Origin of the sequence: Candidatus Phycosocius bacilliformis (genome assembly GCF_003112735.1) — a bacterium.
Classification (GTDB): Bacteria; Pseudomonadota; Alphaproteobacteria; order Caulobacterales; family Aquidulcibacteraceae; genus Aquidulcibacter; species Aquidulcibacter bacilliformis.
Map to the genome: position 1 here is coordinate 119259 of NZ_BFBR01000001.1, position 13846 is coordinate 133104.

General features: G+C 57.1%; 15 protein-coding genes. 11 read left to right on the forward strand and 4 right to left on the reverse strand.

Going from position 1 to position 13846, the window contains the following annotated elements:
• The first annotated feature begins 357 nt into the window (after positions 1–357).
• Positions 358–1905: a DNA recombination protein RmuC gene (locus tag PbB2_RS00670; RefSeq protein ID WP_238164785.1), complete on the forward strand. Its 1548-nt coding sequence runs from the start codon at positions 358–360 to the stop codon at positions 1903–1905.
• Between the two features lie 101 nt (positions 1906–2006).
• Here the strand turns inward: PbB2_RS00670 and PbB2_RS00675 are convergent, their stop codons facing one another.
• Positions 2007–2756, reverse strand: coding sequence for a Bax inhibitor-1/YccA family protein (locus tag PbB2_RS00675; protein ID WP_108983365.1), 750 nt, complete (start codon positions 2754–2756; stop codon positions 2007–2009).
• 190 nt (positions 2757–2946) lie between these two features.
• Here PbB2_RS00675 and maiA point away from each other — a divergent pair, with 190 nt between their 5' ends.
• The 7 genes from maiA to PbB2_RS00710 all read left to right on the forward strand — a co-directional run bounded on the left by maiA (position 2947) and on the right by PbB2_RS00710 (position 9073).
• Positions 2947–3588 (forward strand): maleylacetoacetate isomerase, encoded by a 642-nt coding sequence (gene maiA / locus PbB2_RS00680; protein ID WP_108983366.1) that lies wholly within the window; start codon positions 2947–2949, stop codon positions 3586–3588.
• Between the two features lie 68 nt (positions 3589–3656).
• The gene (locus PbB2_RS00685) at positions 3657–4100 is read left to right on the forward strand and encodes a MarR family winged helix-turn-helix transcriptional regulator (protein ID WP_108983367.1); all 444 of its coding nucleotides are present in this window, start codon (positions 3657–3659) and stop codon (positions 4098–4100) included.
• Positions 4101–4169: 69 nt separating this feature from the next.
• Positions 4170–5246: a 4-hydroxyphenylpyruvate dioxygenase gene (gene hppD / locus PbB2_RS00690; protein WP_108983850.1), complete on the forward strand. Its 1077-nt coding sequence runs from the start codon at positions 4170–4172 to the stop codon at positions 5244–5246.
• 22 nt (positions 5247–5268) lie between these two features.
• Positions 5269–6384 (forward strand): isoaspartyl peptidase/L-asparaginase family protein, encoded by a 1116-nt coding sequence (locus tag PbB2_RS00695; protein ID WP_238164786.1) that lies wholly within the window; start codon positions 5269–5271, stop codon positions 6382–6384.
• A 16-nt stretch (positions 6385–6400) separates the two neighbouring features.
• Positions 6401–6961 carry a VOC family protein gene (locus tag PbB2_RS00700; protein WP_108983369.1) on the forward strand — a complete coding sequence of 187 codons (561 nt, stop codon included), beginning with the start codon at positions 6401–6403 and terminating at the stop codon, positions 6959–6961.
• 36 nt (positions 6962–6997) lie between these two features.
• Positions 6998–8017 (forward strand): fumarylacetoacetate hydrolase family protein, encoded by a 1020-nt coding sequence (locus PbB2_RS00705; RefSeq protein WP_108983370.1) that lies wholly within the window; start codon positions 6998–7000, stop codon positions 8015–8017.
• A 225-nt stretch (positions 8018–8242) separates the two neighbouring features.
• Positions 8243–9073 carry a hypothetical protein gene (locus PbB2_RS00710; RefSeq protein ID WP_108983371.1) on the forward strand — a complete coding sequence of 277 codons (831 nt, stop codon included), beginning with the start codon at positions 8243–8245 and terminating at the stop codon, positions 9071–9073.
• A 33-nt stretch (positions 9074–9106) separates the two neighbouring features.
• Here the strand turns inward: PbB2_RS00710 and PbB2_RS00715 are convergent, their stop codons facing one another.
• Positions 9107–9460 (reverse strand): hypothetical protein, encoded by a 354-nt coding sequence (locus tag PbB2_RS00715; protein WP_108983372.1) that lies wholly within the window; start codon positions 9458–9460, stop codon positions 9107–9109.
• A gap of 255 nt (positions 9461–9715) precedes the next feature.
• Between PbB2_RS00715 and PbB2_RS00720 the strand changes: the two genes are divergently transcribed.
• Both PbB2_RS00720 and PbB2_RS00725 read left to right on the forward strand, forming a co-directional pair.
• Positions 9716–10039: an Hpt domain-containing protein gene (locus PbB2_RS00720; protein ID WP_192576091.1), complete on the forward strand. Its 324-nt coding sequence runs from the start codon at positions 9716–9718 to the stop codon at positions 10037–10039.
• Between the two features lie 122 nt (positions 10040–10161).
• Complete coding sequence (locus PbB2_RS00725) at positions 10162–11058, forward strand: DUF3108 domain-containing protein (protein WP_133245666.1); 897 nt, start codon at positions 10162–10164, stop codon at positions 11056–11058.
• A gap of 100 nt (positions 11059–11158) precedes the next feature.
• Here PbB2_RS00725 and PbB2_RS00730 read toward each other — a convergent pair whose 3' ends face one another.
• Both PbB2_RS00730 and PbB2_RS00735 read right to left on the reverse strand, forming a co-directional pair.
• Positions 11159–12055, reverse strand: a complete 897-nt coding sequence (locus PbB2_RS00730; RefSeq protein ID WP_108983375.1) for an RNA polymerase factor sigma-32 — start codon at positions 12053–12055, stop codon at positions 11159–11161.
• Positions 12056–12428: 373 nt separating this feature from the next.
• Positions 12429–12830: a F0F1 ATP synthase subunit epsilon gene (locus PbB2_RS00735; RefSeq protein ID WP_108983376.1), complete on the reverse strand. Its 402-nt coding sequence runs from the start codon at positions 12828–12830 to the stop codon at positions 12429–12431.
• A gap of 217 nt (positions 12831–13047) precedes the next feature.
• On the opposite strand from PbB2_RS00735, the gene PbB2_RS00740 reads away from it, so the two are divergent.
• Complete coding sequence (locus PbB2_RS00740; protein ID WP_192576093.1) at positions 13048–13836, forward strand: nuclear transport factor 2 family protein; 789 nt, start codon at positions 13048–13050, stop codon at positions 13834–13836.
• Positions 13837–13846: the final 10 nt, after the last annotated feature.

The window sequence follows — 13846 nt, forward strand, 5'->3', positions numbered from 1 at the left end:
TCCAAACCACTTGACAGAAAGGTGACAGATTGTCACACAAAAGGGGCTTGGACTTCGGTCCGGCGGCGTTTCGGGGAGGAGACGCCCTTTCTGGCTCTCGCAAGAGGGTGGCCGCGCCTAGCCATGGCGCGGCCTTTTTTTATCCTCATGTCAGCTTAGAAACGCTCCGGCGGCCAGCACCTACGTCCGATTTTGACGGCGGAACCCGATAGTCTGAGGGGTGACAGGGCTGGGGCCAGCTTGCTTGAGGCTCCTGCAGAGTCAGAACACACTGATCCTGATGGCTGGGTCGATCCAACAATCATCCAGACCGCGCAGGCTTTCTCACCACGATCATAGTGCAAGGATATTGATTCCATGACCCCCGCCTCTGGCCCTGCCTCTGCGTCGCCTGACACTTGGATCCTGCTGGCACTGCTGGGTCTTTATGCATTGATCGCGGTGGTCAGCGTCTATTTTGCCCTGACCCGATCCAACCGGCCGATGAACCAGCTGGCGCGGCGGATCGAAGACATGAATGTGCGCTTTGGCGATTACCGTCAGGACTTGCAATCGGGCTTAAACAGCCTGCGCGAAGAAGCCGGACGGCAAAGTGCGCAAGCGCGGGAGGAAATGGCCAGTCGGATGGCTGGCATCTCTCAAGACCTCCAGCGCATGATTGATCTGATGGCCGCTGCCCAGCGTGAGCGGCTGGATGGCTTCAGTACCAGTCTGGCGGAATATCGCGCGGCCTCTGGGGAAGAAAGTCGTGCTCTGCGCGAAGAGGTCAATAAGGCTATTGCCACATTATCGACGACACTGGTCGAGGGCATGACCGCCCAAGGCCGGTCACAGGCGGAGGGTCTTGCCAAGGCCCAGACCCAAATCAAGGAAATGATGGAGGCCAATGACCGCACGGCATTGGCGCTGCGCCAGACCGTGGAAGGCCGCCTCGATGTCTTGCGGCAGGAAAACGAAGCCAAGCTCGAGCAGATGCGGGTTACGGTGGATGAGAAGCTGCAAGGCACGTTGGAACAGCGGCTGGGGGCGTCCTTCACCCAAGTGAATGAGCAATTGGAGCGGGTTTTCAAATCGGTGGGCGAAATGCAGACCATTGCCACCGGTGTGGGCGATCTCAAACGTGTCCTGACCAATGTGAAGGCGCGTGGCACGTGGGGTGAAGCCACTTTGGGCATGTTGTTGGAACAGGCCATGAGCCAGGAACAATATGCCGAAAATGTTGAGGTGAAGCCCGGTAGCAACCAGCGGGTGGAGTTTGCCATTCGCCTGCCCAATGACGGGGCCACACCGGTTTGGCTGCCGATCGACGCCAAGCTGCCAGTGGAAGATTACGAGCGTTTGGTCGATGCGTCGGAACGGGCCGATACTACCGGGGTCGAGGCGGCTCAAAAGGGGCTGGAAAAAGCCATTCGTATCGCAGCCAAAGACATTTCCGACAAATATATTGCCCCACCGCATACGACAGATTTTGCGATTATGTTCTTGCCGACAGAGGGCCTGTTTGCCGAGGTCGTCCGCCGCCCCGGATTGGTCGACAGCCTGCAGCGGGAGTTCAAAGTGCTGGTCTCTGGCCCCACCACACTGATGGCAACCTTGACCAGTCTGCGTATGGGTTTCCGCACCTTGGCCATTCAGCAGCGCTCAAGCGAAGTCTGGCAGGTGCTGAGCAAGGTCAAACAGGAATTTGAGAAGTTTGGCGGTGTGTTGAAAAAAGTCGAAGATAAGCTGGATCAGGCCAAGTCTGTAGTCCAGCAGGCCCGCACGCGCGAGAATGTACTGGGCCGACAGCTCCGCGCTGTTGAGACATTACCCGGCAGCGCCCCGGTTGCCGGCCTGACATTGGGCGGCCCGCAAGACCTGCTCGATGATTTGCTGGATGAGGGGGAGGCTGACGATCCGGCCTAAGCGGTTTGCGTCCTAGGCCGGCAAGCCAGCCAGCGGAAGGCAAAAAAGAAAAAGCCCGCCGACAGGATCGGCGGGCTTTTGAGTAGAATGGAGGTTTGAGACTATTCGCGGTCGCCCAAGAAGCTGAGCAGGAACTGGAACAGGTTGATGAAGTTCAAATAGAGGCTGAGGGCACCCAGGCTGGTGGCCACCGACATCGCGGTGTCATTGCCCTTCAGATAATAATATTCAAACTTCAGACGCTGGGTGTCAAAGGCGATCAAACCAGAGAAGATCAACACACCCAGGCCAGAGATGACAAAGTGCATCATCGGGCTTTGCAGGAAGATGTTGACGATACCGGCCAAGATCAGGCCGAACATGCCCATGATCAGGAACGAGCCAAAGCCGGTCAGGTCACGCTTGGTGGTATAGCCCCAGAGCGACAAAGCACCAAAAGCCGATGCGGTCACGAAGAAGGTCGACGCCAGCGATTGGCCTGTGTAGACCAAAGCCAAGACGCCCAAGCCTGCACCAATCAGCGTCACCACCGTCCAATAGAGCAGGTTTGCGCCTGTCTTGGAGGGGTTGCGCATGGCAAACATCGACAACAGCAAAATGACCATCGGCGAAAACGCCACAACCATGCCAAGTCCGGTGTAGCCGACACGGCCTTCGTTCATTACAAACAGCAGGTCGCGAACGGGGCCAACTGACGAGGTGATATAGGCCAGCACGCCCGAGACAACCAAGCCGAGGCCCATCTTGTTGTAGACGCCCAACATGAAGCTCCGCAGGCCCGCGTCGACGGACATGTCCATCGTTGTCCCTGCTGGGATCGCTTGAGCTTGAAACTTGAATTGGTCGTTCATTGTCTTTCCTTTGCATCATGCCGACAGACTTCTGCGGCAATACTATCGCTAATATCAGGCTGGGAGACCGCGAACGCAAGACAACTCTACTACACGATTTTGTGTGAAGTCTTAGTCTGAACGATTGGCGGACCATGAGGTTGGGTGGTGTGAACTGGCAGAACAGGGGCCGCTGTGCTATCGCTCCGCCATGCTGGAACTTCACACATTTTCCCATTCCTCCGCCTCGTATCGGGTGCGGATCGCGCTTGCCCTCAAAGGTGTCACGAGCCAGAACCATGCGGTCTCGCTGATTGCCAATGATCATTTGGGGGCGGCCTATCAGGCCATCAATCCCGAAGGCCGGGTACCTGCAGTGGTGACCGATCAGGGCATCCTAACCCAGTCACTGGCCATTATCGACTGGCTTGAAGACACCCACCCACAGCCCAGTCTCTATCCGGCCGACCCTTGGCAAAAAGCCCTGTGCCGCGCCTTTGCCCATGCGGTTGCAAGCGATATTTTCCCGGTGCAGAATCTGGGCGTGCGACGCAAACTCATGGCAGATTTCGGGGCTGATGAGGCTGCCACCACGCGCTGGTGCGCAGAATGGATCGCCAAGGGCTTTGGTGCGCTTGAGACCGAAACAGCCCGTCGGGGCTGGCAAGCCGGTGCGGGCTATCTTTTTGCCGATGTGCCGACCTTGGCCGATATCTGCCTTGTGCCCCAAATGAACAATGCGCGGCGTTATGGCGTCGACCTTGCGCCCTTCCCGCTGCTGGTCGCCGCAGATGCCCAAGCGCGCGCCCACCCAGCTTTCCTCAGCACCGCCCCTGAGACCCAGGCTGGCTAGGGACATATATGACCGGAGCGGCTGGAACTTGACCCTATGGTCTTCAGGAAACAGGCTGTCTGACGACGATGAAACCACTCAACCTTGATACCTATCTGCCCTATCGGCTGAGTGTGGCCTCCAACAAGGTGAGTGCGCTTATCGCGCGGGCCTATGAGGCACGATTTGGCTTGACCATTCCGCAATGGCGGGTGCTGGCTGTGCTGTCAGAAGGCCAGGCCCTGTCACAGCAGGGTCTGGTGGCCCGCACAGCGATGGACAAGGTCACTGTCAGCCGCGCTGTTCAAGCCTTGGTGGTGCGCGGGCTTCTGGTTTCAAGACCAAGCCTCAAAGATCGCCGCGCGGTCGAATTGACCCTGTCGGATGCCGGGATCAGCATTGTCGATGACGTCGCCCCCGTCGCCCTTGCGTTTGAAAAAGCCCTGATCGAAGCCATTGGGGGCCCAAGCGCTGAGAAATTGGACGGCATGCTGCGCAAGCTTGAGGATCAGGCCGAAAAACTCGCCAAATAGACCGATCGGGCCCTTGGCAATTAGTAACAAATGAAACTATAATCATCGTCTTTCCGATTGGAGACGATGATGGCAGACTTGTTTGACAATCCCCTCGGTACCGATGGTTTCGAGTTTGTGGAGTTCACAAGCCCCGACCCGGATGCGTTGGCGACCTACTTCACAAAGCTGGGCTTTACCGCTGTGTCTAAGCACCGCTCTAAAAATGTGGTGCGCTTCAAACAAGGTGACATCAATTTCATTCTGAATATGGAGCCTATTGGCCAAGCAGCCGAATTCCGTGAACAGCGCGGCCCGTCGGCCAATGCGATGGCATTTCGGGTTAAGGACGCTGCCAAAGCATTCAAAGAGGCGATTGCGCGCGGGGCAGAGGCGGTCGACAGCCCGATCGGGCCGATGGAATTGGATATTCCTGCCATCAAGGGAATTGGCGGGGCTTTCATCTATCTGGTTGACCGCTATGGCGCGCAAAACATTTATGATGTCGACTTCCGACCCATCCCCGGCGCGGCTGAAAAAGAGGCGCAAAACAGCGCGGGCCTGACCTATCTCGACCATCTCACCCACAATGTCTTCCGCGGCAAGATGGATGTTTGGGCCGATTATTACGAGCGCATCTTCAATTTCCGCGAGATCCGCTATTTCGACATTGAGGGCAAGGTTTCTGGCCTCTTCTCCAAAGCAATGACCAGTCCCTGTGGCAAAATCCGAATCCCCTTGAACGAGAGCAAGGGGGAAGATGGCAAGACCGACCAGATTGAAGAGTTTTTGCAACGCTATAAGGGCGAAGGGATCCAGCATATTGCGCTGGGGTCTGACGACTTGATCGCCACGGTTGATATGTTGCGCAACCGGGGTGTTGAGCTGCAAGACACAATCGACACCTATTACGACCTGATCGACACCCGCTTGCCCGGCCATGGCCATGATGTGGAAACATTGCGGGCGCGTCGAATCCTAATCGACGGCGCGCCCAGCGACGGTCAGGGCCTCTTGCTGCAGATTTTCGGCAAGGATGCCGTTGGACCTATCTTTTTCGAGTTTATCCAGCGAAAAGGAAATGAAGGCTTTGGCGAGGGCAATTTCAAAGCCTTGTTTGAGAGTATCGAGTTGGACCAGATCCGGCGCGGCGTGCTGCAGGGCTAAACGCAGATAAAGGATATCAGGCATGAAACAGGTAGGGGCAATTGTAAGTATCAGCCTTGTGGGCCTTGTGCTCGGTGCCTGTACCATGACCACCCAATTCGGCGACGGACCAGCCAAGACTCATGCTTTCTTGACCGCGCCTCCCGCCCCAATTCCAGCTTGGTCAATCGCCATTCATGGTGGGGCGGGCGTTATTGAGCGCAAAGACCTCACGCCCGAACAAGATCAGGCCTATCGCGCAGCTTTGGCAGAAGCCATTCAAATGGGTGGCGATGTTTTGGCCAAAGGCGGGAACGCCTTGGACGCGGTGGAAGTCACAGCCCGCTATTTGGAAGACAATCCCTTGTTCAACGCCGGACGTGGGGCGGCGATTGATGCCGCGGGCCAAGCCACGCTGGACGCAGCCGTCATGGTCGGGCCAGGCCTCAAAGCCGGAGCCGTTGCGGGCATGACGACAACCCGCCATCCGATCAGCGCGGCCAGGGCCGTGATGGAAAAGACGCCACACGTGTTTCTTATTGGAGCTGGTGCCGATCAATTCGCTGCTGAACAAGGCTTGGAGCAAGTCCCCAACAGCTTCTTTTTGACGGCCCGACGCTGGCAAATCTTGGAAGAGGTGCTGCGCGAACAAAACCTGCCCATCCCACCGAAGCCGCCGGGCCTGACCAATGATGGGCCCGTGCGGTCAGGCCCCAATGCTGCCACCTCTGGCGAGGCGCGTTTTGGGACCATCGGTATCGTTGTGCGCGACAGCCGTGGCGTGCTGGCGGCAGGCACATCCACCGGCGGGCTTACAGGCAAGAAATGGGGTCGTGTTGGTGATGTCCCTGTCATTGGTGCCGGCACCTATGCCACGCCAAGCTGTGCCGTCTCTGGCACAGGAACGGGTGAATATTTCATTCGGCTCGGCGTTGCGCGCGCGATTTGCGACAAGGCAAGCCAGCCCGGCATGGACCTGCAGGCGGCGGCTGATGCCGTCATGCACAAAGACTTGACCGCTTTGGGCGGTGATGGCGGCGTTATCGTCATCAATGATCAGGGCCAGACCGTGTTTAGCATGAACACGCCGGGCATGTATCGCGCCCGCATGAGTGCCAATGCGCCCGTTCAGGTCGCCATTTACGCGGATGAGAAATGAGTTTGGGAGCAGGTCGATGAGTCACCTCAAAGGCATCCATCACGTCGCTTATCGTTGCAAGGATGCCAAGGAAACGGTGGAATTCTACGCGCAGGTTCTGGGCATGGACTTCCAGATCGCTTTTGCCGAAGACCATGTACCGTCAACCGGGGCCTATGACCCTTATATGCATGTCTTCCTCGATGCCGGGGGCGGCAATGTGCTCGCCTTTTTTGAGCTGCCCCAGCAGCCCCAAATGGGACGCGACCCCCACACGCCCGAATGGGTCCAACACATCGCCTTCAAAGTCGACAGCGAGCAAGCCCTGCTTGAAGGTAAAGCCCGTGCGGAAGCCTTTGGCTGCGAGGTGATTGGACCGACCGACCATGGCATTTTCCGGTCGATCTATTTCTTTGACCCCAATGGCCACCGCTTGGAGCTGGCCTGCGATACCGGGACAGCTGCGGAAATGGCCGAGTTGCGCCGTGTTGCCCCGCTCATGCTGGAAGAATGGGCCCAGACCCGCAAAGCCCCCCGCCACGCGGACTGGCTACATGCCAAGGCCCGCGCCAGCCACGGCATCACCAATCCCACCTGAACAGGCAGCCTGTGACAGGCGCTGGAGGACGACAGAATGAAACTTGCTTCGCTCAAATCAGGTCGTGACGGACGGCTTGTGGTGGTGTCTGGCGACCTGCATTTTTGCACCGATGCAGGATTGATTGCCCCGACTTTGCAAGCGGCCCTCGATGATTGGACGCGTTGCGCGCCTGCCTTGGCCAATCTCAGTGACGCCCTTGAACGCGGGGCAGTGCCCATGGAACGGTTTCATGAGCGCGAAGCCCATTCACCGCTGCCACGGGCCTATCAATGGGCGGATGGGTCTGCCTATGTGAACCATGTGCAATTGGTACGCCAAGCCCGTGGCGCGGAGATGCCCGAGAGCTTCTGGACGGACCCCTTGATGTATCAAGGCGGGTCTGACGACTTCCTGCCGCCACGGACCCCCATCTATCTCGCGGATGAGGCATGGGGCTGTGACCTTGAGGCCGAAGTGGCCGTGATAACAACCGATGTCCCGCAGGGCATTACCCCAGAGGCTGCGCGCAACCACATCGCCTTGGTTTGCCTCGTCAATGATGTCAGCTTGCGCAATCTGATCCCACATGAATTGGCCAAAGGCTTCGGCTTTTTTCAAGCCAAGCCCGCCAGCGCCTTTTCGCCGGTGGCCGTCACACCAGACAGCCTCGGACCCTTGTGGCAGGAGGGTAAATTGCATGTGACCTTAAACGTCGACCTCGACGGACTGCCGCTGGGTCGGGCCCACACGGGTGTCGACATGACGTTTGATTTCGGCCAGCTCATTGCCCACGCCGCCAAGACTCGCAATCTGTCCGCGGGAACCATTGTCGGGTCAGGCACGGTGTCAAACCGCGATGCGGGCGGTGGACCCGGAAAGCCGATTGCCGAAGGCGGACTGGGCTATTCCTGCCTGGCTGAAGTGCGTGTGGTGGAAACCATTCTGCATGGGGCGGCCCAAACCCCCTTCCTGCGCTGTGGCCAAAGTGTGCGCATCTGGGCCGAAGATGGCCGAGGGCGCTCGATTTTTGGCGCGATCGACCAAAAAGTGGTTGGAAAGCCCGTTACTATTTGAGTTTGCCGCGACTGAGTCGCCCAGCATTTGACGTGCTTCAATCGCCAAAATAGGCTCCGGTTCTGTGCGCAACCGGTGGCAAAGCTGCCCCTGCATTACCACGAAGTTAAACTTGCGTAAGAAAGGTGTCATCAACGCAAAAGAGCGTTGACGATCACGACTGCTTGAGGTCCAACACTGACGGGACACAATTGACTTCATTGAAGATCGATGGGGTGACGTGATTTGAAACGCCAATTGACCTTGATCGCCGCTGCCACACTTTTGGGCAGCTTTGCTGCCGCCGGGCAGATAAACGGCATGTGGGCTTCGCCCGAAGCACGCGCGCACAGCTTTGAAGGCTTCATGATGGCCTTCGGTCTGCCATATGGGGAGGCCGCTTCGGCGCACCGATTTCGTCTGCGCACTGACACCCATGTCGTCGCGAAAGTGCGAGTCGCGTGCACAGATCCAAAAACGGCAAAAACCTCAGATAAGCGGATTACGGCTCCTGTGTCTGTCGATCGATCGGCGCAGGCTACGCCGACCCTGCTGATGGCTGCGCGCACACCGGACCTGACTGGGCACGAAAATGGGGATGCGTTTCCTGAGGGTGGTGCTCAAACCCCGATTTCGGCCCCGGCTTTATTTGCCAAGACCGAAATTCCCCGTGTTGTTGCCGCTGCTCGCCAAGCTGTCGCACAAGCAGGCTTAAGCCAGGCCGAACTGGCCGATGCAAAGGATCGGGCTGATCTGGTCGATGTCACCTTAGCGGCCACATTTGACGGCGCTGATCAAGCCGATCTCGAACGTGAGGTCGCCGAAGCCGTCCGACAATTATCGATCAGTCAGACTCTGGCTGCACGCGTCAATCGCGGTGATTTTTCGCGTTTCGTGATCACGGACAAGAATGACATGCGCTGTGGTAACCCGGCCCTTGTGCCAGCCTGCAACCCACTCAGCCAAACCGATCTGGATAGAATCCGCGAAGACGTGGCACGCGACGTCAGGAACGCCCAAATGTTGGTACGCGAAAGTCAATCGAAACTATCCAAGGCACGGCTCAGCGACGGGTAAGCGGTCGAAGGCAGTGTCGCTTGTCCAAACAGGTCAGGGGTTGACTGAAGCCGACTGAACGCTTGGCGCTTTTGTTTGGACATCTGCAGGCAAGTGGACCTTGATGCTGGCAATAGCCGGACGCTGAGCCAAAGCGACCGAGGTCAGCATTGGCCGGTCTGCCTCAGCCAAGGCATAGGCGATGAGCGTATTGACGCACTGAGCTTCATCCACCACCCGATCAGTACGCGCTGCAACCGCACACATGCGGATGGCAGCTTGTTCCATTTGCTGAAAAACCAATTCAGGTGAACTTGTCACCGGGATCTTTTGGTCGGCAATGTCTGCCTGAGCGGCCCCGCCTGTCAAAATGGCCAAAGCCAGAAAGCCTGAAATCGTGCCCTTCATCGCATGTCCTCGCCATCAGGATCAGGGCCGCAAAGGACCCGAATTGGCAAGGTGACACCAAAATGACGATCTGACAACAGTTTTATGACACTTCCATGACAAGTCTATTCGCAATGCGATCATGCGGCGGTCGATCCCTCTGAGACATGCGGCCATATTCGTGAGAATTCAGCCTGATCGGGTCAAGTTTGGGTTCCACTTTATCAATCAAGCAATCTTTCAAGGGTAGCTCATGGGTAGCAAGGATGAGTAATGATGCGTCTGGATATAACTAAGCCCGATTTGTCGACCCTGAAATCAACCTATCTTTCCAGTCTCGCCGTTGATCAAGACCGCATTACTGGCCTGTTGAGTGAACTGACCTATGGCTTGGCAGAGCCGCGCACTTACAAGGAATTGCACCGGATTGCCCACGCCCAAGCTGGCAATGCGGCAACTTTTGGGTTTGAGCGACTTGGTGATGCCGCGCGCACCATCAATCAACGCCTGAACCAAGCTCATGAACTCTCTGCAGAACTGGAGGCAGAGGTAATTGCGTGGCTGGGTGAACTTCAACAAATCTGTCGGTCCTACCGCTAGAGTGGCGGGGGATTGAGCGGCCCTTATCTCAGCACAGGGCTTGGTTGACCCATGCCGACTGCAGCCCGGAGTTGGAGCCTGCCGCAATTGTGGCCATAAGCAATCATATTGCATTCAGACTGGTGACCCTAATCTGGGTGCCAGTCCAAACCGTGATGGCGTGTTCAGCTGTCTCCTGCCCAATGATGAAAGTAGATCCGATGTTGAAACTCCCGCTGCTCGGTTCGCTCACCGTACTTGCCGTTCTAGCCACCCCGTCGCTGGCCCAAAATGCTGGATCGCAAAGCCTGCTCAACAATTTAGGGCCCGGCCAAACACGGACTGTGGACATCTCGCTGCGTGCCCGGATTGGTCCGCTGGAACTGGCACGCGGCTCGTTTAAAGTCAGCTTGGACAAAGATAGCTATAGCGCTGAAGCCACCTATCGGACGTCGGGCATTGCCGCCTCGTTCAACAATGATGCAGGCGTAGCCAATGTGCGCGGTGCGATTGAGAATGGGCAATTAAAGCCGCGCAGCTTCGTCAATCAGGAAACCAATGGCAAAAAACGTCGCATCACCATGGCCTTTCAAGGTCGGTCAGTTGATGTGACCGCAGCACCCATGTGGGGAAGTATGGGTTCACCCCCTGCCACACTCGCGCAGAAACTGGAATCGGTCGACCCCGTTACTGGCTTGATGGAATTGTCACTGGTCACAGGTCGTGATGCAGGGCGGGCCTGCGGTGGGGCGGTCAAGATTTTCGATGGCAAGCGGCGCTATGACATTCGCACCCAATATGTCGGGATCGAGAATGTCTCAACACCAGCCTATAAGGGTCCTGCCACCTATTGCCGGGGTACTTATACCGAGGTCGCGGGCTTCAATCAGAAAAAGCCTGGAGAAACGCGTGAGCCGATCCGCCTGCAAATCTGGCTGGCTGATGTCGGCAATATGGGTGTGTCAGTGCCGGTCCGCATGACTGGGTCCAAGGGCATTTATACCGCTGTTCTCTATGCTGATCGGGCCGTGGTCCGCTGATTGCGCCTGCAGGCCGCGCGCGTCCATTAGCTCACAGGCTCTGGGAGGAACGCCACCCTCTCATGCGGCAAGATAAAGCATGGCCCGTCTTGGGACGCGCTCACACGTCTGGCAGCAATCCGCTGGCTTCGGGATCGCCGACCTTTTTGATCAAGGCTGCTCGTAGTTTCTTCAGGGCTTGATGCTCAATCTGGCGCACACGCTCTTTGGAGATTCCCATCCGAACACCAAGGGCTTCCAGCGTCATGCCGTCATCGGTCAGACGACGTTCTTGAATGATGACCAGTTCGCGCGGGTTAAGTGACTTAAGCGCTTCTTGGATCCAATTGACGCGCCGCTCGGTATCGGTGCGTTCCATGACGTCTTGCTCGGGCAGCATGCCTTCATCGGCCAGCAGGTCCTGCCACTCCCCGCCCCCATCCAAGCCTTCAGACATGGGCGCATTGAGCGAGCGGTCATTGGCCGAGAGACGCGCGGCCATCTGCTCAACTTCGCGCTCACTAACCCCCAGTTTTGTGGCAATGATGTCGCGGTTCTCGCGCGAGATCATCCCCTCGCCCGTATCGCTGATCAGAGCACGCAGACGGCGTAGATTGAAGAAGAGTGACTTTTGAGCCGCAGTCGTCCCAGTCCGCACAATTGACCAATTGCGCAGCACATAATCTTGGATCGACGAGCGGATCCACCATGCGGCATAAGTTGAGAACCGCACATCCCGTTCAGGTTCAAAGCGCGCAGCAGCCTGCATCAGGCCGATATTGCCTTCCTGGACCAGATCGCTCATCGGCAGACCATAATTGCGGAAGCGGGCGGCCATCGAGATCACCAAACGCATATAGGCCGTCGTCAGTTCGTGCAGCGCGCGCTCATCCTGCTGATCGCGCCACTTGATCGCCAGGGCGCGCTCATAATCATGCTCAAGCAAAGGGGCTTTCATCGCCTGCTTAACAAACCGGCGCGTCGCGCTTTGAGCTTCGGCTGTCTCGTAGGTGGCCATATGCGTGCTCCCCACCCGCCGACATTCCATGGCATCCTGCCAGAACAACGGGATATTTGGTGTACGCAAATCCTTTGGGATTGGATCAAATGTTACGACAATCGCATCAACATGAACTGCACAAAACTGCAGAGCGACACATGTTCAATCTGGAAGCCGTTTGATGACCAGACCGGGTATCAAGGCATGGCTAGATCCAACCAGCTTATCCCTTCTGGAACAAGACACTGGGCGAGGCTGTCATGCGCCCATACGTCACAGGATATGGAACTTGGCTTTTCGTCTGCGATGATCGACCGTCGTAGAAGCAGGTGCCCCAATTCTTTGTCGGCCCGCCGTAGTGGAGACTTCAGAAAGCCCCGGTCGCGCCGCTTTAGGCCGCCGCGCGAATCGCCTCGAGACGGGCCAGTTTACGCTCAGCCGCGGCTTTGGCCTCGCTGTCCTTAGCATCACGCACATCTTCCCGGGCATTCTGAACGTCGCGCTCAAGGCCAGCGGTATCGAGTTGCGACAGGTCCACTGCATCTTCAGCCAGAATGGTCAGCCCGTCGGGTGTGACATCAGCAAAACCGCCGCCAACAAAAATTCGCCGCTCCGCGCTACCATCAAGGATCCGAATGGCCCCTTGCTGCACCACCGTCATAAAGGGAGCATGCTGGCTCAACACACCGAACTGTCCCTCTACACCGGGTACCACCACCTGATCGACATCACCGGAAAACAGGGCGCGTTCTGGCGAGACCAAAGAAAAATGAAGTTTGCCGCTGGTGGCCATGAGACTGCTCACTGATCGTGTAATGGAGGTTTTGCGAGCGTTTAGCATTGCCGGGGCGTGCTTGCAAAGCACGGCAACAGTTAGTGGCCAGTCACTCCACTGTGATCAAAAATGTTCCGTGCAGCTCTCTACAAATTATTGTTACTCATTGGAAATGCGCCGGTCCCGCTTGGGGTGTCCGTCGGCAGATCACATCCTTTGGGAAAGGAAGACAATGATGCTGAAAACATTTGCATTGAGCTTGGGGATTTTGGCGGCAGCAGGGCCCGCTTTGGCACAGACTGCGGCGACGGCCGCGGAATTATGCGACAAAGGGCAGGTCGTGACCGTTCGGTTTAATGAATTGACCCCCGGCGGGACCTTTGATGGATTTAAAGCTGCTGCGTCAGCCAATCAAAAATTTTACCGCGACCGCGGCATAAACGGAAATGTGCAATTGGTTGGCCGGGCCATGGTGCGCGACGCCAAGACCGGAACGTGGTCTTTCTCACCAAATGGCGTCTCTACCGCGCACATCAATTCGCCAATGGTGCGGGTCGATTCCAATGATCCGGCTTGGAAGGCCTTTGTCGCTCAATATGATGCCAATTCGAAGGTTACGGCTATTCAGACCCTTTGCTACATGCCAGCCATTGACGAAACTGCGACGATCATGTCCGAAATCAAGCGCTTGGAACAGGTTTGGGTCGATAAGGCACTTTCGGGCGATGCCGCTGGCTTGGGCGCAATCCTTGATGACAGTTACATGAGTTATGGCAAGTCCAAACCCGAAACCAAGGCAGATTTGCTTGCCAGCACAGCAGACCCCAAAAAGAAGCCCAAAGCTGTATCCATCAGCGACGTGACCGTTCGTGTCGAAGACAACCTCGCCTTCGCCCAAGGTGTTTGGACGGAGACAGATTCTGCCGGCAAGGTCATCAGATTGTCCTTCCTTGATATTTGGAAACAAGACCGTCGTGGCGCTTGGAAGGCGATCGTAAGTCAGGTTGGTCCCGTCGGTCCGTAATTCAGGACAT